The organism is Pseudomonas sp. PAMC 25886 (assembly GCF_000242655.1).
GTDB lineage: Bacteria > Pseudomonadota > Gammaproteobacteria > Pseudomonadales > Pseudomonadaceae > Aquipseudomonas.
In genome coordinates this window covers 24,817-47,540 of record NZ_AHHC01000011.1, presented here as the reverse complement: position 1 = coordinate 47,540, position 22,724 = coordinate 24,817, and the positions used below count along the sequence as shown (strand labels likewise).

20 protein-coding genes and 1 pseudogene are annotated in these 22,724 nt (G+C 62.3%); 13 read left to right on the top strand and 8 right to left on the bottom strand.

What is annotated here, in order from left to right; all coding sequences use genetic code 11:
- Positions 1-33 precede the first annotated feature (33 nt).
- Positions 34-1,338 carry a C4-dicarboxylate transporter DctA gene (gene dctA / locus MUM_RS0102360; protein ID WP_010166551.1) on the top strand — a complete coding sequence of 435 codons (1,305 nt, stop codon included), beginning with the start codon at positions 34-36 and terminating at the stop codon, positions 1,336-1,338.
- 87 nt (positions 1,339-1,425) lie between these two features.
- On the top strand, positions 1,426-2,340 hold the full coding sequence (locus tag MUM_RS0102355; protein ID WP_201124923.1) for a LysR substrate-binding domain-containing protein: 915 nt from the start codon (positions 1,426-1,428) through the stop codon (positions 2,338-2,340).
- A gap of 872 nt (positions 2,341-3,212) precedes the next feature.
- Here MUM_RS0102355 and leuD read toward each other — a convergent pair.
- Positions 3,213-3,827 (bottom strand): 3-isopropylmalate dehydratase small subunit, encoded by a 615-nt coding sequence (leuD, locus tag MUM_RS0102350; RefSeq protein WP_010166547.1) that lies wholly within the window; start codon positions 3,825-3,827, stop codon positions 3,213-3,215.
- The gene (gene leuC, locus MUM_RS0102345) at positions 3,824-5,245 is read right to left on the bottom strand and encodes a 3-isopropylmalate dehydratase large subunit (protein WP_010166546.1); all 1,422 of its coding nucleotides are present in this window, start codon (positions 5,243-5,245) and stop codon (positions 3,824-3,826) included. The genes leuD and leuC overlap by 4 nt, the downstream gene beginning before the upstream one ends.
- A 251-nt stretch (positions 5,246-5,496) precedes the next feature.
- Here leuC and MUM_RS0102340 point away from each other — a divergent pair, with 251 nt between their 5' ends.
- From MUM_RS0102340 to MUM_RS0102305, 8 genes and pseudogenes are all read left to right on the top strand, one after another.
- A complete protein-coding gene (locus tag MUM_RS0102340; RefSeq protein WP_010166544.1) occupies positions 5,497-6,699 on the top strand; it encodes a PepSY-associated TM helix domain-containing protein in 1,203 nt (400 codons plus the stop codon).
- The gene (locus tag MUM_RS0102335) at positions 6,696-7,235 is read left to right on the top strand and encodes a hypothetical protein (RefSeq protein ID WP_010166542.1); all 540 of its coding nucleotides are present in this window, start codon (positions 6,696-6,698) and stop codon (positions 7,233-7,235) included. The genes MUM_RS0102340 and MUM_RS0102335 overlap by 4 nt, the downstream gene beginning before the upstream one ends.
- A 24-nt stretch (positions 7,236-7,259) precedes the next feature.
- Positions 7,260-7,561, top strand: a pseudogene (locus MUM_RS0102330) (hypothetical protein).
- On the top strand, positions 7,558-8,115 hold the full coding sequence (locus tag MUM_RS0102325) for a DUF6162 family protein (protein WP_010166537.1): 558 nt from the start codon (positions 7,558-7,560) through the stop codon (positions 8,113-8,115). Before MUM_RS0102330 ends, MUM_RS0102325 begins: the two are co-directional and overlap by 4 nt.
- Before the next feature lie 26 nt (positions 8,116-8,141).
- Positions 8,142-9,062, top strand: coding sequence for a metal ABC transporter substrate-binding protein (locus MUM_RS0102320; protein WP_029615742.1), 921 nt, complete (start codon positions 8,142-8,144; stop codon positions 9,060-9,062).
- Positions 9,059-9,805 carry a metal ABC transporter ATP-binding protein gene (locus tag MUM_RS0102315; RefSeq protein WP_010166533.1) on the top strand — a complete coding sequence of 249 codons (747 nt, stop codon included), beginning with the start codon at positions 9,059-9,061 and terminating at the stop codon, positions 9,803-9,805. The genes MUM_RS0102320 and MUM_RS0102315 overlap by 4 nt, the downstream gene beginning before the upstream one ends.
- A complete protein-coding gene (locus MUM_RS0102310) occupies positions 9,802-10,701 on the top strand; it encodes a metal ABC transporter permease (RefSeq protein ID WP_010166531.1) in 900 nt (299 codons plus the stop codon). The genes MUM_RS0102315 and MUM_RS0102310 overlap by 4 nt, the downstream gene beginning before the upstream one ends.
- Positions 10,701-11,648 carry a metal ABC transporter solute-binding protein, Zn/Mn family gene (locus tag MUM_RS0102305; protein WP_010166528.1) on the top strand — a complete coding sequence of 316 codons (948 nt, stop codon included), beginning with the start codon at positions 10,701-10,703 and terminating at the stop codon, positions 11,646-11,648. Before MUM_RS0102310 ends, MUM_RS0102305 begins: the two co-directional genes overlap by 1 nt.
- A gap of 141 nt (positions 11,649-11,789) precedes the next feature.
- On the opposite strand, the gene MUM_RS0102300 is transcribed toward MUM_RS0102305, so the two are convergent.
- The 5 genes from MUM_RS0102300 to MUM_RS0102280 all read right to left on the bottom strand — a co-directional run bounded on the left by MUM_RS0102300 (position 11,790) and on the right by MUM_RS0102280 (position 16,541).
- On the bottom strand, positions 11,790-12,014 hold the full coding sequence (locus tag MUM_RS0102300; RefSeq protein WP_010166526.1) for an MbtH family protein: 225 nt from the start codon (positions 12,012-12,014) through the stop codon (positions 11,790-11,792).
- An 80-nt stretch (positions 12,015-12,094) separates the two neighbouring features.
- Positions 12,095-13,495, bottom strand: coding sequence for an aspartate aminotransferase family protein (locus MUM_RS0102295; RefSeq protein WP_010166525.1), 1,401 nt, complete (start codon positions 13,493-13,495; stop codon positions 12,095-12,097).
- Between the two features lie 150 nt (positions 13,496-13,645).
- Complete coding sequence (locus tag MUM_RS0102290) at positions 13,646-14,419, bottom strand: N-acetylmuramoyl-L-alanine amidase (RefSeq protein WP_010166523.1); 774 nt, start codon at positions 14,417-14,419, stop codon at positions 13,646-13,648.
- Between the two features lie 122 nt (positions 14,420-14,541).
- Positions 14,542-15,861 carry an ATP-binding protein gene (locus MUM_RS0102285; protein ID WP_010166521.1) on the bottom strand — a complete coding sequence of 440 codons (1,320 nt, stop codon included), beginning with the start codon at positions 15,859-15,861 and terminating at the stop codon, positions 14,542-14,544.
- Positions 15,861-16,541, bottom strand: coding sequence for a response regulator (locus MUM_RS0102280; protein ID WP_003209011.1), 681 nt, complete (start codon positions 16,539-16,541; stop codon positions 15,861-15,863). Before MUM_RS0102280 ends, MUM_RS0102285 begins: the two co-directional genes overlap by 1 nt.
- 175 nt (positions 16,542-16,716) lie before the next feature.
- On the opposite strand from MUM_RS0102280, the gene dsbD reads away from it, so the two are divergent.
- From dsbD to dsbG, 3 genes are read left to right on the top strand one after another with little or no spacing between them, the layout of a single operon-like run.
- Positions 16,717-18,447 carry a protein-disulfide reductase DsbD gene (gene dsbD, locus MUM_RS0102275; protein ID WP_010166515.1) on the top strand — a complete coding sequence of 577 codons (1,731 nt, stop codon included), beginning with the start codon at positions 16,717-16,719 and terminating at the stop codon, positions 18,445-18,447.
- Positions 18,447-19,316 carry a TlpA disulfide reductase family protein gene (locus MUM_RS0102270; protein WP_010166513.1) on the top strand — a complete coding sequence of 290 codons (870 nt, stop codon included), beginning with the start codon at positions 18,447-18,449 and terminating at the stop codon, positions 19,314-19,316. Before dsbD ends, MUM_RS0102270 begins: the two co-directional genes overlap by 1 nt.
- Positions 19,292-20,053, top strand: coding sequence for a thiol:disulfide interchange protein DsbG (gene dsbG, locus MUM_RS0102265; RefSeq protein ID WP_010166511.1), 762 nt, complete (start codon positions 19,292-19,294; stop codon positions 20,051-20,053). Before MUM_RS0102270 ends, dsbG begins: the two co-directional genes overlap by 25 nt.
- An 84-nt stretch (positions 20,054-20,137) precedes the next feature.
- Here dsbG and MUM_RS0102260 read toward each other — a convergent pair whose 3' ends face one another.
- Positions 20,138-22,708, bottom strand: a complete 2,571-nt coding sequence (locus MUM_RS0102260) for a hypothetical protein (RefSeq protein WP_010166505.1) — start codon at positions 22,706-22,708, stop codon at positions 20,138-20,140.
- Positions 22,709-22,724 lie beyond the last annotated feature (16 nt).

The window sequence follows — 22,724 nt, the reverse complement described above, 5'->3', positions numbered from 1 at the left end:
TGCTTGCCCAAAAAACGTCTCGAGATAATAAAAATGACAATCAGAAAACTGCTGGGAACCCTGTATGTGCAGGTGATCATCGCCATTGTGCTGGGCGTGTTGATCGGCAACCACTGGCCCCAGGTGGGCATTGACCTGAAGCCCTTGGGCGACGGTTTTATCAAGCTGATCAAGATGATCATCGGCCCGATCATCTTCTGCACCGTGGTCTCCGGCATCACCAGCATGCACGACGTGAAGCAAGTAGGACGCGTGGGCGGCAAGGCGCTGCTGTATTTCGAGATTGTCTCCAGCATCGCCCTGGTGATCGGCATCCTCGCCGCGCACCTGCTGCACCCGGGCGTGGGGTTCAACATTGATGTGAAGACCCTCGACAGCTCGGCCATCGCCGGTTTTGTCGGCCAGGCCGAACACGGCGAAGGCGTCACCGGGTTCCTGATGCACGTGATCCCGACCACCTTCTTCGACGCCTTCTCCAAGGGCGAAATCCTGCCGGTGCTGTTTGTGTCAGTGCTGTTTGGCCTCGGGCTGGTGATGATCGGCGAGAAGGGCCGGCCCTTGGTAGGCGTGATCAACCAGGCCAGCGAAGTGTTCTTTCGCATCGTCGGGATGATCAGCCGCGTCGCGCCGATCGGTGCATTCGGCGCGATCGCTTTCACCATCGGCAAATACGGCCTGGGTTCGCTGCTGCCGCTGCTGAAACTGGTGGGCACGTTCTACGTCACCGCGTTTTTCTTCGTGGCGGTGGTGCTGGGCAGCATTGCCCGCTATGTCGGCTTCAGCATCTTCAAGCTGCTGACGTACATCAAGGCCGAGCTGTTGATCGTACTGGGCACCAGCTCCTCCGAATCGGCCTTGCCGCAACTGATCCAGAAACTCGAAAGCCTCGGCGCCTCCAAAGGGGTAGTGGGCATCGTGGTGCCCACCGGCTACACCTTCAACCTGGACGGCACCAACATCTATATGACCCTGGCGGTGCTGTTCCTGGCCCAGGCCACCAATATCGACCTGACGCTGGAGCAACAACTGACCCTGCTGGCGGTGGCGATGCTCACCTCCAAAGGCGCCGGTGCAGTGGTGGGCGCAGGCTTCGTCGCGCTGGCCGCCAGCCTGGCGGTGGTGCCGACGGTGCCGGTGGCGGCGATGGTGCTGATCCTGGGTGTCGACCGCTTCATGGCCGAGTGCCGTTCGCTGACCAATATCATCGGCAATGCCGTGGCCGCCCTGGTGGTGGCTGCCTGGGAAGGCGAACTGGACCGCGAGAAGATGGCGCCTATCGCCCTCAAGCATGGCCGTCATGCGCGGGCTGCTGCGCAGGCGAAGATCGCCGCTGAGTAGACCTTAAGTACCAATCCCCTGTGGTGAGGGAGCTCCCTCGCCACACCGGTGCTATTCTGGCGGCTCATGCCGCCACGCCTGTTTCTGATGACTAACAAGAAAGATACCGTGCCCCTACCTGAAGACCTGCGGGTATTCCTGACCGTGATCCGCAAGGCCGGCTTTGCTGCGGCTGCCGATGAGCTGGGGTTGTCCCCGGCCTACGTCAGCAAGCGTATCCAGATTCTCGAAACCACCCTTGCCACCCGCCTGCTGCACCGTACCAGCCGCCGTATCGCCCTGACCGAAGACGGTGAGCGCGTGCAGCGCTGGGCCGTGCGTATTCTCGAAGACTTCCAGCAACTGTCCGATGAGCTTTCCGACGCCCACGACAGCCCCCGTGGCCATCTGCATTTGTGCAGCAGCTTCGGTTTCGGCCGCAACCATGTGGCGCCGGCTCTGTCGTTGCTGGCTGAGCAATACCCGGACCTGGAGATTCGCCTGGACCTGTTTGACCGGGTGGTGGATATCGTCAGCGAGGGTTTTGACCTGGAGATCCGCGTGGGCGACGACATTCCCGGGCAACACATCGGCCGCCGGCTGGTGAGCAACCGCCGGGTGTTGTGTGCAGCGCCCGCCTACCTCGAACGCCGAGGCACGCCGCAGCACTTGAGCGACCTGGAGCAACACGACTGCCTGGTGCTCAAGGAGCGCGACAACGCCTTTGGCATCTGGCACCTGGAGCGTGATGGCGTGCAGGACAGCGTGCGCGTGCGTGGGCCGCTGTCGTCCAACAATGGCGAGATCGTTTTGCAATGGGCACTTGATGGGCGTGGGGTGTTGTTGCGGTCGATGTGGGATGTGAAGCCGCTGCTGGAGCAAGGGAAACTGGTGCAGGTGCTGCACGACTACACCCAGAGTGCCAACGTGTGGGCGGTGTATCCGACGCGGTTGGCGTACTCCGGGAAGTTGCGGGCGTGTGTGGAGTTTTTGCAGGAGCACTTCAAGGGGTTGTCGATTTGACGGCCCAGGTCTTGGGTACATATCCGTTTCTTCGGTGATGGCTGGTATTGGTTCCGCTCTTACAGCGGCTCACTTTTGAACAGCGCAAAAGTAAGCAAAACGCTCTTGCCCCACCACTCGGCACCTCGCTTGGGCTCGGTGTGCCCTCACTCCGGCTTTGGAGCGTGGGCCGCCGCGATGGGCCATCCTTGGCCCAGCGCGGCTAACCCGGCGTCCTGCCGGGTTACCCACGCTCCAAAGCCTGCGTTCGGCCAGCGTGGTTTAACGGGGCGCCTAAGATCAAGATCAAAAGCAGATCAACAGCACAGCGGCCTACAGGCCGGCTTGAGTGGTGTGAAGCAAAGGCAAGATCAAATTCTAAAGCGGGCACGGTCAAATGTGGGAGCTGGCTTGCCTGCGATAGCATCAACTGGGTGTACCTGAAAAACCGAGGTGTCTGCATCGCAGGTAAGCCAGCTCCCACAGAAAAGCAGAGCTGCATCAGTTTCAGATTTGGTTTTCGCTTTGGCTTTTGATCTGGCTTCTACCACTCAAGCCGGCCTGTAGGCCGCTGTGCTCTTGCTCTTGATCTGGCCCTGACTGCCCCAATAAGCCCGAGGCCGAACGCAGGGATTGAGGAGCGGGTAAACCGGCAGGACGCCGGTTTAGCCGCGACGGGGCAGGGACGCCCCGTCGCGGCGGCCCGCGGAGCAATCCCGGAGTGAGGGAACACCGAGCCTAGGCGAGGTGCCGACAGGCGGGGCAGAGCCCTTTGGTTACTTTGGGGCTTTTCCAAAGTGACCCGCTGTAAGAGCGGAACCCTAAGCCGCCGTTACCTAAATAACGGATATGCCCCCCACAGTCACCGCACTCAAACTGCAACAACAACCCTATCACCCCAACCAAGGATTGGCCGCCAGATGTTCACGCTCAAACGCCCTGATCTGCTCACTGCGCTGCAACGTAGTACCGATGGCATCCAACCCCAGCAACAACGCAGTCTTGCGCAACGTATCAATCTGGAACGAAATCACCCGCCCGTCCGCCAAAAGAATCTCCTGCGCCTCAAGGTCCACACTGATCTGCGCCTGTTCAGGCTGACTGACGGTCTGCCCCAACCGCTGCAACACCGCCTCGTCCAGCGTAATCAACAACACCCCGTTACGCTGACAGTTGTCATAAAAAATCCCGGCAAAACTGCTGCCGATCAGCGCCCGAATGCCCATCTGCTTCAAGCCCCACACCGCATGTTCCCGGCTGGAACCACAACCGAAGTTCGGCCCCACCACCATAAAGCTCGCACCCTGCCAGGCCGGCTGGTTCAGCACGAATTGCGGGTTGGCCTCGCCCGACGGCAAGAAGCGCAAATCAAAGAACAACCCGCGGTCCAGCCCATTGCGATCGATGCCCTTGAGAAACTGCTTGGGCATGATCACGTCAGTGTCGATATTGGCCGCCAGCATCGGCGCGGCCTTGCCGGTGATGCGAGTGAAGGGTTGCAGGCTCATGTGCGGTCTCCAAAGTGGCGAATATCGGTCAACCGGCCAGTGATGGCAGCGGCGGCAACCATGGCCGGGCTCATCAGGTGGGTGCGTGCCCCCGCGCCCTGGCGGCCTTCGAAGTTGCGGTTAGTGCTGGAGGCGCAGCGGTCGCCCGGCTCCAGCACATCATCGTTCATCGCCAGGCACATCGAGCAGCCGGACTGGCGCCATTCAAACCCGGCGTCGATAAAGATCGCAGCGAGGCCTTCGGCTTCGGCCTGGTCGCGCACTTCGGTGGAGCCCGGCACGATCATCGCCCGCACGTGGTCCGCCACGTGCTTGCCACGCACCACGCTGGCGGCGTCCCGCAGGTCTTCGATGCGGGCGTTGGTGCAGGAACCGATAAACGCATGGCTGATGACGATCTCGCTCAGCGGCATGCCGGCTTCCAGGCCCATGTAGTTCAGGGCCCGGCGCATGTCCTGGCGCAGGATCAGGTCGCTGACGTCTTGCGGGTCGGGCACGCGGGCGCCGATGGGCGCGGCCTGGTCGGGACTGGTGCCCCAGGTGACCATCGGCTCCAGGGCCGTGGCGTCCAGGTGCACTTCGAGGTCGAACACCGCCTCGGCATCCGAGTGCAACTGGCGCCAGCCTGCAAGGGCGCGGTCCCACAGTTCGCCCTTCGGCGCGCGGGGTTTGCCCTTGAGGTAGGCGAAGACTTTTTCATCCGGCGCCATGAAGGCACCGCGTGCGCCCGCCTCCACCGCCATGTTGCAGATGGTCATGCGGGCCTCGACGCTCAGGGCATCAATGGTCGAGCCACGAAACTCAATGGCGTAGCCGGTGGCACCCGAGGCGCCGATCTTGCCGATCAGCGCCATGATCACGTCCTTGGAGGTCAGGCCGTGGGCCAATGCACCGTCCACGGTCACGCGCATGCTCTTCAGGCGTTTGTAGACCAGGGTTTGGGAGGCCAGCAAATGCTCGATTTCCGAGGTGCCGATGCCAAAGCCGAATGCGCCCAGTGCGCCATAGGTGGTGGTGTGGCTGTCGCCAGCGGCAATCACCATGCCCGGCAGGATAAAGCCCTGCTCCGGGGCGATCACGTGTTCGATGCCCTGGCGCTTGTCGAGGATGTCCAGCAGTTCAATCCCGAAGTCCCGGCAGTTTTCCGCCAGGTACGACACTTGCCGCGCGCCGCCCGCATCCGGCATGGCCGCAATGCGCTTGGGCGTGGTGGGGTTCACATGGTCGACCACCGCCAGCGCCGTGCCGGGGCGCCACACGCCACGGCCTGCCTCGCGCAGGCCGCTGAAGGCCTGGGGGCTGGTGTATTCGTTGATCACCTGGCGGTCGATGTACAGCAGCACATGGCCCTGGTCATCCAGGCGGCACACCGTGTGGGAATCGATGTGTTTGTCGTAGAGGGTTCTGGCAGAAGTCATTAGGGGGCTCGCTCAACGGTATGACCCCATCATAGGCAGCGCCCCCGCCCCATCAATCCCGCCTTGGTGATGACTCGGAACATGTTTCGTGTTGCATGAATGAGTATCTGAAACATTTACTTTCATATCTGCCTTAGGGTTTTGCATTTCTCATCCGTCTTAACTTAGATACAGCCGCTCGCGTCAGCAAAAGCTACGGGTGGCGTTTTCCGGGCCTTTACTGCCCCCCTCCGATCAAGACCCTCATTCACATGTCGAAGAAGTCACGCTCAAAACTCTGGTTTCTCGTGCACAGCTGGCTGGCATTGCCCATCTGGTTCTTTGTGCTGATCGTCTGCGTCACCGGCACCCTGGCGGTGGTCAGCCAGGAGATCGTCTGGCTGGCCAACCCGGACATCCGCGCCAGCAAGCCGTCGGACGATGCCGAACCGCTCACCTACGACCAGGTGATCGGCGCCATCAAGCGCGCCGAACCCCAGGTGATCGTCGAATCCCTGAGCCGCCCGGACGAATCGCATTTCGCCCTCAGCGCCGACCTCAGCTACCCCGACGGGCGCTCGCTGGAGGTTTACGTCAACCCGTACACCGGGGTGATCCAGGGCATCAGCCCATCGTTCAACTTCCAGCAATTTACCCGTGCCCTGCATGGCTGGTGGCTGGTGCCGTTCACCAATGGTTACAGCTGGGGCTGGTATCTGGTCTCGCTGCTGGGCTTGCCGCTGTTGGCCTCGCTGGTCACCGGCCTCGTGGTCTACAAGCGCTTCTGGAAAGGTTTTTTCAGGCCGACGCTGCGCATTCGTCACGGTGCGCGGATTTTCTGGGGCGACTTCCACCGGTTGAGCGGCATCTGGTCGATCTGGTTTATCGCGGTGATTTCGATCACCGGCACCTGGTTCCTGATCCAGGCGATCCTGGGCGATAACCAGATCACCATTTCCAGCGAGCCTATCGTCCCGGCGATTGCCCGCGACAAAGTGCCGATGTCCGCCCCGGGCGTGCCGGCGCCCATGATTCCGCTGGACGAGGCGATCACCATCGCCACCCAGCGGATTCCAGGGCTCGAGGCCAGCTTTGTGAGCCTGCCCAGCAACGCCTACAGCCACCTGCGCATCGGCGGGCGTGGCTGGTACCCGCTGATGTTCCAGACCGCAGAAATCAACCCATACAACGGCGAAATCGCCGCCTCGCACCTGCTGTCAGACCGTTCGGCCCTGGAGTTCGTCACCGAATCCATGCGCCCGTTGCACACCGGGGATTTTGGCGGGATCTGGATCAAGCTGATCTGGGCCTTCTTCGGCCTGGTACTGAGCATGATGGTCTTGAGCGGCCTGCTGATCTGGACCAAACGCACCGCCCTGGCCACCCTCAATGCCCTGAAACGCGAAGCCAAGGCGTCCCGTCAATCGGTGCAAATCCAGGCCTTGCAGGCTGAAACCACGGAGGGTAACCGATGAACAAGGCTACGACCGTTCAACCGCCCTCGCCCCTGCGGGCCTTTTGGCTCAAGTGGCGCTTCCACATCAATATCCTGCTGATCCTGGTGCCCTTGGGCTTCATGCCCAAGTACTTTGCCGACGCCGCGTTGTTTCGCGGTGACAGCGGCCTGGGTGAACGGGAGATCGGCGAAGTGCAAGTCGGCCCGTGGAGCGTAAAGCTCGCCGAATTGCGTAACGAGGGCCCGCGCCCCGACCCGGCGGGCCCGATGAAATCCTTCAACGCCGCCCTGTGCGCGACCTGCGTCGACCAGGTCAAGGCGACTTACCTCCGCATTGGCAAGCCCCGCAGCCTGCGGGCCGCCGGGGTGATCTTCTTCGGCACACCGTATCGCATGGGTGCCATGCTGCCGATCCCCGAACGTACCCCGCTGGACGCCGAAGTGTGGATCACCATGGAAGGCTGGGACGGCGTCATGCACCAGGCGTCCATTCCCTTGAGCCAGGCATCGCCGGCCACCATCGACTGGCTGAAAAAACGAGGAGTAAAACCATGACTTTGCCGCAACTGGCACGCACCGTTGGCGTGCTGATCCTCAGCGCCGGCTTCAGTACCGTTGCCCTCGCCCACAACCCGATGTGCGAATGCAAGGAAATCGCCGGTGAGCAGATCCAGTGCACCGGCGGTTTCTCCGATGGCAGCGGCGCCCCCGGCGTGACGCTCGACGTGATCGGCTATGACGAAACCATCCTGGTGCCCGGCAAGCTGGGTGAAGACTCGACGCTGACCTTCAAGAAACCGTCCGCCGAGTTCTACGTGTTGTTTGATGCCGGCCCCGGCCACGTGGTGGAAATCGACCAAGCGGATATCCAGCCCCAATGAGCACGACTCACGTTGTTCGCCCGGCCGGTGCCGGGCACGAAACCCTGTACGTCCTGCTGCTGTGCCTGATCATCCTCGCCGTCGCCGGCACCGTGGTAGCCTTGCGCGGTGAACGCCAGGAGATCGCCGCCGTGCCCAGCCACCAACTGGACGCCCGTCGCGACCTCAGCGCCGCCGAGCAAGGCATCTATGCCGACCTGCGGGTGACCCTGGATGAAATCCACTTGCTGCAGGAAGAACACAGCGCCCTGCCGACACCCGGGCAACTGGCCGAAGAAGGCTTTGCGCCTTTCGCCCAGGACGCCAGCTCGGTGAGCCGTGGCGACCACCACTGGCAGTTGCTGGACACCGCCTACCTGGGACTGAGCCAGACCCCGGCCCTCAGCGGTTCGCTGCTGATGCGCATCAGTGGCGCCGAGCCGGATATCTGGCTCAACCGCAGCGCCAACCTCAAGCCTCCCACCGACCTCACTGACCAGGCGCTGATCAGAGCGGGCTGGCAGCAAGTGGTCGCGCAGTTCGATGCCGGTGTCACCCGCCAGCATCGTCATTGAATTCACGCTGTAGCCGAGAGAAGACCATGTCTATTTCATCGCCCTTATTACGCCTGGTGCTCGCAGGCTTGTTCAGTTTGCTGCTGGCGCCCATGGCCAGTGCCGACGCTGCCAAGCGCCTGCGCATCGGTATCACCCTGCACCCGTATTACAGCTACGTCGCCAACATCGTGGGGGACAAAGCCGAGGTGGTGCCGCTGATTCCGGCCGGCTTCAACCCTCACGCCTACGAGCCCCGCGCCGAAGACATCAAGCGCATCGGCACCCTGGATGTGATCGTGCTCAATGGCGTCGGCCATGACGATTTCGCCGACCGCATGATCGCCACCAGCGAGCGCCCGGACATCCCGGTGATCGAAGCGAACGCCAACGTGCCGCTGCTGGCCGCCACCGGCAACGCGGCGCGCGGTGCCGGCAAGGTGGTCAACCCGCACACCTTCCTGTCCATCAGCGCCTCGATTGCCCAGGTGAATAACATCGCCCGGGAACTGGGCAAGCTCGACCCGGACAACGCCAAGACCTACACCCAGAACGCGCGCGCCTACGGTAAACGCCTGCGCCAGATGCGCGCCGACGCCCTGGCCAAACTCACCAGCGCGCCCAACCCGGACCTGCGGGTAGCCACGGTGCACGCGGCTTATGACTACCTGCTGCGGGAGTTCGGCCTGGAAGTCACCGCCGTGGTAGAGCCCGCCCACGGCATCGAGCCGAGCCCCAGCCAGTTGAAGAAAACCATCGACCAGTTGCGGGAACTGGACGTGAAAGTGATTTTCTCGGAAATGGATTTCCCGTCCAGTTATGTCGACACCATCCAGCGTGAGTCGGGCGTGAAGCTGTACCCGCTGTCGCACATTTCCTATGGCGACTACAGCGCTGAAAAGTACGAAGTGGAAATGACCGGCAACCTCAACACCGTGGTACGGGCGATTCAGGAGTCCGGGGCATGACGGCGGCGGAACATTTGAAGGTGGCCAGCGTTGGCCCGACCCTCGACTTCAATAACGTGGCGCTGACCCTGGGCCGCACGGTGATCCTCGATGCGGTGAGCTTCCAGGTCCAGCCCGGCAGCATCCATGCACTGGTCGGCCCCAACGGCGGCGGCAAAAGCTCGTTGATCAAGACCCTGCTGGGGCAAACGCCGCACCAGGGCCAGTTGAGCCTGCACTGGCCCGAAGGGCCGGGCACCATCGGCTACGTGCCCCAGGCGCTGGAGTTCGACCGGGGCTTGCCGATGACCGTGGACGACTTCATGGCTGCCATGTGCCAGCGGCGTCCGGCGTTTCTCGGGCTGTCCAAACATTACGCCGCCGCGATTGGCGAAGCACTCGAACGGGTCGGCATGCAGGACAAACGCAAACGGCGCATGGGCGCCTTGTCGGGGGGTGAACGCCAGCGGGTGCTGCTGGCCCAGGGCTTGATCCCGGCGCCGCAATTGCTGGTGCTGGACGAACCGATGTCGGCGCTGGACGAAGCCGGCATCCAGGTGTTCGAACGGCTGCTGAACGACTGGCGCCAGGCCGGGATCACCGTGCTGTGGATCGAACACGACCTGGAAGCCGTCGGCCGTTTGGCTGACCGTGTTACCGGCCTGAACCGCCGCGTGCTGTTCGATGCCACGCCCAAGGAGGCGCTGACCCCGGACCGTCTGCTGACCCTGTTCTCCACCCATCCACGGAGCGCGGCCTTATGAGCTACGAAGCCTTTCGCTTGATGGTCCAGGCTTGGGCGTCCTCCGGGTATTTGCCGGAAGCGCTGGCCTATGGGTTTGTGGTCAATGCGTTGCTCGCCGGGCTGTTGATCGGCCCGGTGCTGGGCGGCCTGGGCACCCTGGTGGTGGTCAAGCGCTTTGCGTTCTTTTCCGAAGCCGTGGGCCATGCCGCGCTGACCGGCGTGGCCGTGGGCATTCTGCTGGGAGAGCCCTACACCGGGCCTTACGGCAGCCTGTTCGGCTACTGCCTGCTGTTCGGCATCCTGCTCAACTACCTGCGTAACCGCACGGGGCTTGCGCCGGACACGCTGATCGGGGTGTTCCTGTCGGTGTCCCTGGCCCTGGGCGCGAGCCTGCTGCTGATTCTGGCGGGCAAGATCAACGTGCACATCCTCGAAAACGTGCTGTTCGGTTCGGTACTGACGGTGAACGGCAATGACCTGCTGGTGCTGGCGATTGTCGGCTCGCTGGTGATGGCCCTGGCGTTGCCGCTGTACAACCGCATCATGCTCGCCAGCTTCAACCCGCAATTGGCGGCAGTGCGCGGGGTGGCGGTCAAAACCCTGGACTATCTGTTTGTGATCCTGGTGACGTTGATCACCGTCGCAGCGGTCAAGGTCATCGGCGCGATCCTCGTAGGCGCGTTGCTGGTGATTCCGGCGGCCGCCGCACGCCTGTTGAGCCAATCGCTCAAAGGCTTCTTCTGGATCTCGGTGCTGATCGCCACGGTCAGCACCCTGTGCGGGATCCTGCTGCCGATCATCTTCGACCTGCCGATTCCGTCCGGTGCCGCAATCATTCTGGTAGCCGGTATCGCCTTCGCCCTCGCCGCCATTGCCCGCGGCACGGTCCCCAGCCTGAAAGGGAATCTTGGATAATGCGCCCGATTTTTCGACCACTGCTTCTGGCCCTGGCAATCGCCACACCAGCGTTCGCCGCCGACGGCGTCAAGCCGTTGCAAACCACCGCCAACCCAGGCGTCGGCCATGCGGCCCTGAACAAGGCCAAGGCCGCAGCGCCGGTGAAAGTCCTTGCCGCCCTGCCGATCACCTATGGCCTGGCGCAGGTACTGCTCAAAGGCACCGACGTGCAGCTTGAGCGCGCAGCACCGGCCAACCTGCCCGGCTCACGGCAAGTCGCGTATTTCACCGGGCGCGGCGCGCAGGCCCTGAATACGCTGGCGCTCGACGCCGATGCGGCCATCGGCCTGCGCTCGTTATGGCCCGACGACCCGCTGTACCCGGTGGCCCGGCGCAGCAATATCCGCATCGTCGAAATCGACGCCGCCCGCCCGGTAGACGGCGGTTTGCCGGGGATTGCCGTACAGCCAGGCTCCACCGATGGCCTGAACAGCCAGCCGTGGCAGGCCAGCAACAACATGGGCCGCATGGCCGACGTGATGGCCGCCGACCTGAGCCGCCTGGCCCCCGAGGCCAAGCCGCAGATCGAAGCCAACCTGGCCACCCTCAAGCAACGCCTGCTCAAGCTCACCGCCGACAGCGAGGCACGCCTGGCCAAGGCCGACAACCTGACGGTGGTCAGCCTGAGTGATCATTTTGGTTATCTGGTGAGCGGGTTGAACCTGGAACTGGTCAGCACCGATCCACGGGCGGATACCGAGTGGACACCCGAGGCGTTGCAGCAATTGAGCGAAGGCTTGAAAGAGAATGAGGTGGCCGTGGTGCTGCATCACCGCACGCCTAGCGAGGCGGTACAGGCGGCAGTCACGGCTGGCGGGGCGAAGTTGCTGGTGCTGGGCACCGATGGCGCCGACCCGGTGGCGGAGCTTGAGGGCAATGTGGATCAGGTGATCAAGGCGTTGTAACCCTGATTCCTACAGGTAAAACACAATAAGTGTGGAAGCGGGCTTGGTGAGGGGCTGCTTCGCAGCCCAGCGCGGGGCAAGCCCGCTCACCACAGCAGGCCCGCTCCCACATTGGGTTCTATGTGATGCCCGAGACCTGGATCAGCCGGCCAGCGACTGGCTGTCCATCTTCTGGCGCAGGCTCAGCGGGCGCATGTCGGTCCACACCTCTTCGATGTAGGCCAGGCACTCTTTCTTCATCCCGCTCTTGCCCACGGTGCGCCAGCCTTGCGGCACAGCCTTGTAGTCGGGCCAGATGGAATATTGTTCTTCATGGTTGACCACTACCTGAAACAGGATGTCTTCGCGGTCGAATACTGAGGTCATTGCTGTTCTCCGTCGGTGTAAGGCTGGCTGCGCACCACGCACAGCTGATGTAAGAAAGAACGTGCCAGCCCGGTAAAAAATTAGAGGCTGGCGACGGCTGCCGCCAGGGCGCGACCGAAGATCTCGGCCACCCGGTCGATTTCTGCGGCGGTAATCACCAACGGCGGCAGGAAACGCACAACGCTGCCGTGTCGCCCGCCCAGTTCAAGAATCAGCCCGCGTTTGAGGCATTCACGCTGCACCAGCGGCGCCAGTTGGCGATGCACCGGTGGATGGCCCTGGGTGTCGGGCGTGCCGGCGGAGTCCACCAACTCCACACCGAGCATCAGCCCGCGGCCACGAATGTCCCCCAACTGCGGGAAGTCGCGCTGCAGGATGCGCAGGTGTTCGCCGAGGCGCTCGCCCATGGCCGCTGCGTGGGCGGGAATGTCGTGGTCCTTGAGGTAGCGCATCACCGCTGAACCCGCGGCCATGGCCATCTGATTGCCACGGAAGGTCCCGGCATGGGCACCCGGCAACCAGGTGTCGAGCCAGTCGCGATACACCACTACCGCCAGCGGCAGGCTGCCGCCAATGGCCTTGGACAGCACCACCACGTCCGGAACGATGCCGGCGTGTTCGAAAGCAAACATCTTGCCGGTACGGCCGAAGCCGCTCTGGATTTCGTCGACAATCAACGCCACGCCAGCCTGTTCGGTAATGCGGCGCAGGCCGCGCAGCCAGTCGAGATCGGCCGGGATCACACCGCCCTCGCCTTGGACCACCTCGACGATCACCGCCGCCGGCAGCAATACACCGGCCTCGGGGTCGTTGAGCAGGTTTTCCAGGTAGTGCAGGTTGACCTTCACCCCTTCCGCCCCGCCCAGCCCGAACGGGCAACGATAGTCGTAAGGGAATGGCAGGAATTGCACGCCACTGCCGAGCAGCGCGCCCAAGGGTTTCTTCGGCCCCAGGCTGCCCATCAGGCTCAGCGCGCCCTGGCTCATGCCGTGATAACCGCCCTGGAACGACAACACCGTGCTGCGCCCGGTGGCGGTGCGCACCAGTTTCAGCGCGGCTTCCACCGCGTCGGTGCCGGTAGGGCCGCAAAACTGAATCTTGGCTTCCCGCGCCAGCGCCGGCGGCAGCAGGCCGAACAGGTCCTGCACGAACTGGTCCTTGACCGGCGTAGTCAGGTCCAGGGTGTGCAACGGCAATTCATCGCTCAGCACCTGGCGAATCGCCTCAATCACCACCGGGTGGTTGTGCCCCAGCGCCAGGGTACCGGCACCGGCCAGGCAATCGATAAAGCTGCGGCCTTCGACGTCCTCGACATAAATCCCGCGCGCCCGCTTGAGCGCCAGGGGAATGCGCCGCGGATAGCTGCGGGCATTGGACTCCTGCTGGCGCTGGCGGGCCAGCAACGGGGTTTCGTCGAACTGGTAGAGCGTTTCCGCAGGGACCGCCTGGGTCTCTTCAATACGGCTGGTAGCGACTGACATCTCTAGATCCCTCAATACGCTGATGATGGTGACCACACTGCCAACCCGTTGGCGTCTGGCCCAAGAGCAGCGCACGGATTTCCTGTTCTGGAAACGCATCAGCGCGGGGAGGATTTACACCTGTGGTCGTTAAAAACCGCTTTAGCGGTTTTACCCGGCAACCCCGGTGTATTTTTCATTCAACGCATACAGGATGGCGCAGGTCTGCGCATCCAGCCGCCCGCTGTAGTCACAGGGACGAAAATGCATCTGGAACGCGCGGACACGTTGCTGAAAACCCAGGCGATTTTTTGCCGGGGCATAACCGTAGCGCTGAAACGCCCGTTCGACCTCAACCTCTGGCGGCAGGCTGATGTCGAACCGGCGTTGAAAGGCCATCTTGGCCACGTCCTCATACCAGGCACCCACGCCCGCCTCGAACAGGCAGCGCCACGGCAAACGCGGCCCCGGGTCGCTCTTGCGCCAATAGGCAATGTCCGAATGCCCGAGAATGTCGGTGGGGCCGATCGCCGGGTACCGTCCCTGGATGTCCCGGAGCAGGTCGATCAACACGTCGATCTGCTCTGCGCCATACGCAGGGAAGGTAAACACACCGGCGTCGTCCCGGGCCTGGTTGACGATTTCAATGCCAATGGAGCGGCTGTTGAGGTTGTCGCGCCCGGCCCAATGGCTGGCGCCCGCATGCCAGGCGCGATGGGCTTCATCCACCAGGCGAAACACCCGCAACTCCTGATAACCCGCCGCGCGGTAACCGGGGTCATGGGGATCGGCCAACAAGTAATGCGAACTGACGCCGCCACAGGTCAGCGTCTTGAGTGACGGGGCAAAGGCCGAGGCGGTGTAATGCACAATCACCTGGCGCACGGCTTCGCCGTTACGGCCGTTAAAGTCTGTTGCGGGGTAAGTGGAGTCGATGACCAACATGGAAGCTGTCCTTTTCAACACAGGCCGAGTCATTCAGCCCGTTCAAACACAAAAAAATTACCGCCATCCTGAAGCGTTGCGCTTGAGGATGGCGGTACCTATTTGTGCCGAGAAAAGAAGGTTCAGCGACGCAGCGGCATGCCCAGGTCGACCCGCAGGCCATCGGCCTGGCTGTCGAATTTCAGCGAGCACGAGCATCGCTGCACGATCGCCTGGACAATCGCCAGCCCCAAGCCGCAACCGGGGCTGTTGCCATTGCGCCAGAAGCGCTGGGTCAGGTGTTGCAGGTCTTCGCTGGAGATCGGTGCGCCGTGGTCACGTACACGGAACACCACGTTATCGCCCGCACTGGACACACTCAGCTCCACCCGGGTATCGGCCGGCGTGTGGCGCAGGGCGTTATCCAGCAGGTTGCGCAAGGCGGCGACGGCCAGGCCCACCGGCATTTCCACCGGTTTTTCGGAAAGGTCGTCCGCCAGGATCAGGTCAATACGCTGATTGTCGCCGCCATTGGCATCCTGGATCGCCAGTTGTGCCACCTGCTCGGCGCTCGATTGCAGGCCGTCGTCGAACGACAGGCTGCCCTCGACCCGCGCCAGCAGCAGCAACTGCTCCAGGGTACGGTGCAAGCGGTCGGCACCTTCCTCGGCGTGGGCCAGGGACTGGTCACGGGCGGCGCCTTCGGTCATGCGCGCCACTTGCAGGTGGGTCTTGATCGCAGTCAACGGGCTGCGCAGTTCGTGGGCGGCGTCGCCGGTCAGGCGGCGCTCGCGCTCGATGGTCTTGGCGATGCGCTGCAGCAACTGGTTCTGGGTGTCGAGCAGCGGCTTGAGTTCGCTGGGCAGCGGGCTGATCTGCAAGGGTTCGAGGGAGTCGGCACTGCGGCGCATCAAGGCGTCACGCATGCGGTTGAGCGGCAACAGGCTTTGGCCAATACCCAGCCACAGCAGGCACAGGCAGCCCAACAGCGCCACGCCCACCGGCACCGACGCCGCCAATAGGATCGACAGGTTCAGCGCTTCACGCTCCACTTGCCGGTCGGCAGTGGTGATAAACAAATCGCCACGGGACAGGGTGAAGCTGCGCCACCCCACGCCATCAATCATCTGGTCGCGAAAGCCGCTCTTGCGCGACTCCAGGCCCTGGTCCGGCGTGGTGTGACTGCGGGCGAGCACCACGCCACGCAAGGAACTGACCTGGCACGCCATGCCGCCCGGCACATTCAATTGCTCAGCGCTGAAGTGCGCGCCCTCGCCCGTGCTGGACAGGCCCGGCATCTGCTCCATCAGCCCGGCCACCATGCGTGCCGAGGCCACCAGGCGTTGGTCCAGGGAAAACATCATCTGATTGCGCAGGTCGTTGAGCATCCACGCGGCGGCCAGTGCCCAGATCAGCACGAAGGCCGCGCCGAGCTTGAAGGTCAGCCGCAGGCGCAGGCTCATCACGAAGCGTCCTCTCCACCGTCAGCCGGGCCGAGGCGATAGCCCAGGCCACGCACGGTTTCAACGATGCCGTTGCCGAGTTTGCGCCGTAGGTGGTGGATGTGCACGTTGAGGGCGTTGCTTTCCAGTTCGTCATTCAAGCCGTAGACGCTGTCCTTGAGCTGCTCGCTGGACAGCACCCGGCCCCGGTTTTGCAGCAGGGCCTGCAACAGCGCCTGCTCGCGACGGGACAGGTCCACCGACTCGCCACCCAGCAGGGTTTCGCGGCTGCTGGGGTTGTAGGTCAGGCGCCCGTGTTCGATCAGGTTGACGCTGCGCCCGGCCACCCGACGCAACAGGGTGTGCAGGCGCGCGGCCAGTTCCCGCAGGTCGAAGGGTTTGAGCAGGTAATCGTCGGCACCGGCCTGCAGGCCGTCAACCCGGTTGGTCACCGAGTCCCGCGCCGTGAGGATCAGCACCGGAATCTCCAGGCCCTGGCTGCGCAATTGCTGCAGCAACTTCAAGCCGTCTTCATCCGGCAGGCCGAGGTCGAGTACCATCACGTCGAATTCCGCCACCTTGAGCATCGCCCGGGCAGCCGCAGCCGTGCCGACGCGCTCGACCGTCAGGCCCTGGGCGCTGAGCCCGGCAACAATGCCGCTGGCGATCAGTTCGTCGTCTTCACAAACCAGTACGTGCATGGTGAACCCTTTGCAAAATGTGAGGCTGATTTAAAAGGCGCTGGATTAAGCGTGCATTATGCCGCCAACGCCAAGAATCCCGGATAATCCCTTCTTTCTAGGATAGCCCGGTTAATCATCGGTTAATCAACGCCACACATTGTGTGTCCCACTTGCTTCGAACTAAGGCTTGATCATGCGGCATCTGTTTATCTTTCTGCTGGTGTTGTTTGCTGGATTTGCCCAGGCCGCGCCTGGCAGCAATCCTTTCGAGACCAAACCCGACTTCCTCCCGGTAGGCAAAGCCTTCACCTTTACCTCCGAACGTCTGGCCTCCGGCGAAACCCAGTTGTTCTGGCAGATTGCCGACGGTTATTACCTGTACCAGCAGCGCATGAAATTCGACGGCCTGGCCGAAAAGCCGGCGTTGCCCCAGGGCGAAGCCCATAGCGACGAATTCTTCGGCGAGCAGCAGGTTTATCGCCAGGGCCTGGAAGTGAAGATTCCTGCCGGCGCCACCGGCCAGGTCAAGGTCGGCTGGCAGGGCTGCGCCGATGCCGGCCTGTGCTACCCGCCGCAATCGATCACTGTGGACCTTGGGGGCAACCCCGCCGTCGCCGCCACCGGCCAGGCCCAGGACCAAAGCCTGGCCAGCGGCCTGCAACAGCGCAGTCTGGGCTGGAGCCTGCTGGTGTTCTTCGGCCTGGGCCTGCTGCTGGCCTTTGCCCCGTGCTCCTTGCCGATGCTGCCGATCCTCGCCGGCCTTGTGGTCGGCAGCGGCGCCAGTCCACGCCGCGGCTTTGCCCTGGCCGCCAGCTACGTGGTGTGCATGGCGCTGGTGTATGCCGCCCTCGGCGTATTGGCCGCACTGCTCGGCGGTAACCTGGCCGCCCTGCTGCAAACCCCGTGGATCCTCGGCAGTTTCGCCGCGTTGTTTGTGATCCTGGCCTTGCCGATGTTCGGCTTCTTTGAACTGCAACTGCCGGCCTTCCTGCGGGACCGCCTGGATAACGTCAGCCGTAACCAAAGCGGCGGCAGCCTGGTAGGTGCCGGCGTGCTCGGCGCCTTGTCCGGCCTGCTGGTAGGCCCCTGCATGACCGCCCCCCTGGCCGGCGCCTTGCTCTACATCGCCCAAAGCGGCAACGCCCTGCACGGCGGCCTGATCCTGTTTGCCATGGGCATCGGCATCGGCGTGCCGCTGTTGCTGCTGGTGACCGTAGGCAACCGCTTCCTGCCAAAGCCCGGTACCTGGATGAATATCCTCAAGGGCATCTTCGGCTTCCTGTTCCTTGCCACCGCCGTGTTGATGATTCGCCCGGTAGTCGGCGAAACCCTGTGGCTCGGCTTGTGGGGTGTGCTGGCGCTGGTCATGGCCTATTGCGGCTGGCGCCTGGCCCGGGATTTCGGGCGCACCGCCATGCTGTTCGGTGCCGGCTCGCTGGTACTGGGCCTTTGGGGCAGCGTACTGGTGATCGGCGCGGCCGGCGGCAGCGACGACCTGTGGCAACCGTTGAAGGTCTACAGCGGCTCGCGGGTAGCCGGAGCCCCCACCGCCCACGAAGCCTTCATGACCATCAACGACCCGGCTGTGCTGCAAGCCCAGCTCGACAGCGCCAAAGCGCAGGGCCAATGGGTGCTGGTGGACTACTACGCCGACTGGTGCGTGTCGTGCAAGATCATGGAGAAACAGGTATTCGGCAAACCCGAAGTACTGAACGCCCTCAAGGACGTACGCCTGTTGCGCCTCGACGTGACCGCCGACAACGCCGCCAGCCGCGAGCTGCTGGGCCGCTACAAGGTGCCCGGCCCGCCGAGCTTCGTCTGGATCGGCCCCGACGGTGAAGAACGCCGCGCCCAGCGCATCACCGGTGAAGTCGACGCCGCCGCTTTCTTGCAACGCTGGACCCAAGCCAGGGACACCCTCTGATGCTGACACTGACCATCGGCACGTTCGCCATCGCCCTGAATCACTTGCTGCTGATCACGGCGTTGATCCTCGCCACCCTGGTGGGCTGGCGGGTGGCCAAGCGCGGCGGCGAGAACCCGGAGTCAGTGCTGTTCACCCTGTTCTTGCTGGGCATGCTCGCCGCGCGCGTCAGCTTCGTGCTGATGTACTGGACGTACTACCAGAATGACCCGCTGCAAATCGTCGACCTGCGCGACGGCGGTTTTCTCGCCTGGCCCGGCGTCATCGCGCTGATCGTCGGCACCCTGATCTACGGCTGGCGCCGCCCGCTATTGCGCAAGCCACTGGGCGCCGGTGTGATCACCGGCCTGGCGTTCTGGGCCTTGACCAGCCTGTCCCTGACCCTCTACGAAAAAGGCACCCAACTGCCGGACATCGCCCTGCGCAACGCCAATGGCGAAACCGTGCAACTGGCCGACTACAAGGGCGGCCCGCTGGTGATCAATCTGTGGGCCACCTGGTGCCCGCCATGCCGGCGTGAAATGCCGGTACTGGAAAGCGCCCAGCGCCAACGCCCGGACGTGACCTTCCTGTTCGTCAACCAGGCCGAAAGCATGCAAAGCGTCGCCACCTACCTGGCGACCCAGGGCCTGAACCTGGACAACGTGCTGTTTGACGCCAGCGGCCGCCTCGGCCAGGCGGTTGGCTCCATGGCCTTGCCCACCACCCTCTTCTATCAACCGGACGGTCGCCTGATCAACAGCCACCTGGGCGAACTCTCACAGGCCAGCCTGGCCCGCGCCATGGAGCGCTTCGAACCGATCAACGCCAAACCGGCCCTGCCGGCCACCACAAGGAATTCGCCATGCTCCGCCTCCGCCACCTGCTGACACTCCTGCCCCTGACCCTGGCCGCCAGCCTGGTCCACGCCGAGGACTGGCCAGCGCCGATCAAGAACATCGAGGCCAAGGGCGCCAAGATCATCGGCAAGTTCGATGCCCCCAGCGGCCTCACGGGTTATGCGGCGCAATACCAGAACCGCGGCATGGCGCTGTACCTGACCGCAGACGGCAAAAGCGTGATCGCCGGCAACCTGTACGACGCCGCCGGCAATGACCTGAGCACCGCGCCCCTGGAAAAACTGGTGTATGCACCCATGGCCAAGGAAGTCTGGGCCAAGATGGAACACAGCAACTGGATCCAGGACGGCAACAAGGATGCGCCACGCGTCGTTTACCTGTTCAGCGATCCGAACTGCCCGTACTGCAACATGTTCTGGGAACAGGCGCGGCCGTGGGTGAAGGCAGGCAAGGTGCAGTTGCGGCACATCATGGTGGGGATTATTCGTGAGGACAGCCCGGGCAAGTCGGCGGCGCTGTTTGCAGCCAAGGATCCCCAGCAGGCTCTGGAAGCCCATGAGTCGGCCGGTAAAGGCAGCAAATTGCAGGCGCTGGAAAAGATCCCGGCGGATATCCAGGCCAAGCTCGATTCGAACATGAAGCTGATGGATGAGCTGGAGCTGTCGGCGACGCCGGCGATTTTCTATCTGGATGACAAGGGTGGTTTGCAGCAACAGCAAGGGGCACCGTCGCCGGATAAGTTGGTGAAGATTCTGGGGCCTAAATAGTCCACTGACACAATCGTCAGCAATTGAACACTCCTACCCATCGTAGGAGTGTTCGACAGTACCCGTCTCGTTTTGGCGTAACTTCTACACCTCCCTTACATAGATCTTGTCCAGGAGGTAGTCATTGCCCTGGCCAGTAAAGACATGACTGGTGATATCCAGGTCCATGGTCGGCGAAGTCGCCGTGAACGTACCCACCAGTTGTACCCAGACCATGGTTGGAAAATCAGTTTGCGCGGTGATGGGAACCTGATTCACGCTCAGCGACATACGAGGAACAGCACCTGCCAGATTGAAACGCTTCACCTCGATGCTGAAGCTGTAACGGCGGCCGACTTCAAAACCAGTAAGGGATTTAAACAACAAAACACCATTACTGATTTGGGTATAGGTGTAGTTCCACAGACACCCATTGCCGTTTTCCTCCCTGTAAAACACCAAATCCCTCGGGTCGGTCGCCGCCGGGCCACGCTGCCAACCGTTGAGGTCGGCACTGCTATCAAAATCCGATAGATCTTCGAAGGGCTTGGTAAAAATGTACTCCGCCACCGGGAACATGATCGCGTCACTCCGGTGGGTACTGTCATCCGGTGTGCATTCATACGTCACCCTCAAAGATGTGAGATTGCGCAACAGCAACAGTTCAGAACGCTTGAGTATCCGATCCAGGCCATTGGCGACATCCTGCGCTGTCACCGCCTCGCCGATCATCACCTGGATAACATAAGGCGTTCCATCCTCCTTCGTGCCGGCCACGTTAAGCCAGCCGTTCTGGTGTTCCAAAATAAACCACCATTGCGCCACCGTGGCATTGGCGTCGCCTTCAAAGGTGCGCAGGTCCAGAACTCCCTCAACTGCCTGCGGTATCACCGGTGGAGGCAAGATATTGGGGCCAGGGAAGCTGACGTGCAGTTTCAGCGCAGGTGACGTCGCAAGCTTGCATCGACTGGTCACGGTGTAATTAATGGGCACCGTGTTGCCGATTGCGTGAATCACTGCCTCTCTCGGGATGTGGAAATCGACGTAGCCGGGGGTGCTGTTTCCAGGTTTTGCCGCCAACGGTAAACAGCTGCCGTCCGCACGCTGCCAACAAGGCTGGATACTCTGGTAAGGGCTGATGTGATCGTATTGCACGCGCAAGGTCACACCCTCACGGCCATTGTAGGCGGTGAGTTCCGAACCCACGGCTTCACGCACAGTGGGTGCCTTGAGCACGAGATCTGCCTGAACGATATTCAGCGTGCGCATCGAGTATTTTTTGGCGCAGGGGTTATCGGCCTGATCGTTGAGCCGCACCGCAAAGTGCACGGTGAAATCACTGCAATCGGCCAGTCTCTGCAACTCATGGCGCAGTAATAACGCACTGACGCCACTGTTCAGCCATTTCTCGCTGACCGGTACACCTTCCAGTACGTCGAAGCGATAATTGCCTCCGCCCTCGAGTTCACCCGTTACCCAGAGATCGCAAGGCTGGCCTGCTGCGATGAAGGGCCAGGGGACGACCGTCGCCTCGGCATCATCAGTGAACGTATTGAGATCCAAAACCGGACCGGTGGATTGCAGTACTTCAGGGAGCGGCAAATCAGCCGTTCCAAGAATTCTGACCGGGCGCGCTGGAGAGGCCCAGGAACGCCCCCTGCGCAAGACGGTGTAACTCACAGGGACCGTCTCACATAAATTGGCCACGATCGCCGAGGCGGGCACCGGGATGGTGACAAACGCCGCGTCGCCCGCGAAGGTACAGGTAAGCGCCGGTGTCCCCTCTCCGGGCGTTCCTTCCCAATAAGCGCAGATCCAATCGCAGGGACACATGTGGTCGTAGCTGATGCGAAGGTTTGCACCGTGCTCGGCATGGGCCGGATTGAGCGTGGAACCACCCGGGTGAAGCTCGACGGCCTCAACCACACTGGGAGGCGGCAGCTCCAGGTGGTCTTCCGTGAGCAGCGTCAGAACACGCCCGGGGAACCCACGATACACCTCTCTACCCCCTTCTCTCCTGGGCATATATTCCACCAGGAAGTAAGCATAAAACTCGCTGTCATGCTTGAGTGACGCCAGAATTTCCCTCGGCACGCGCCGGCTCCACCCGTTGCGTACCTCCTCTTCAGTAACCGGTTCGTCTTTAAAAAGCTCGATTCTGACCTTGGTGCCATCCGGATTGATGCCGCTCATGTAAAGCATCGTGAGTTGGGTCGTCCCAATGAAATCCCAAGGATCAACATGAATCACGGGGTCTTCGCAGTACCGGCCAATATCCAGAATATCGTGCGGTAACTGATCAAAATACGGGCGGGTCAAATTGTCCGGCAGCGGAATTCTGACCGTGACAGTGGGTGAGCGATACTCCTCGCCCTCACGGGTGACGGTGTAATAAAAATGCGTGAAATTATCCAGGCGCATGCCGACATACAGCGGCGGGATATAGAACTCGACACACCCGTCTTCGACACCGTACAGGGGTTCGATAGGCGCGTAATCACCAAACGTGGATTCCCAGAACACCCGAATGAGGTCCTCGGCATTCATGTCCTTGTAGCACACCTCAATCGTAGCGCCCTTCAGCAATAGTCTCGAAGGAACGGTGGTTGCCCCCTGCCCGGCTTCAACTATCCAAGGTGCATAAAGATTAAGGGCTAACGGCGTTGACTCTGACATGGGTGGTACTCCTTTC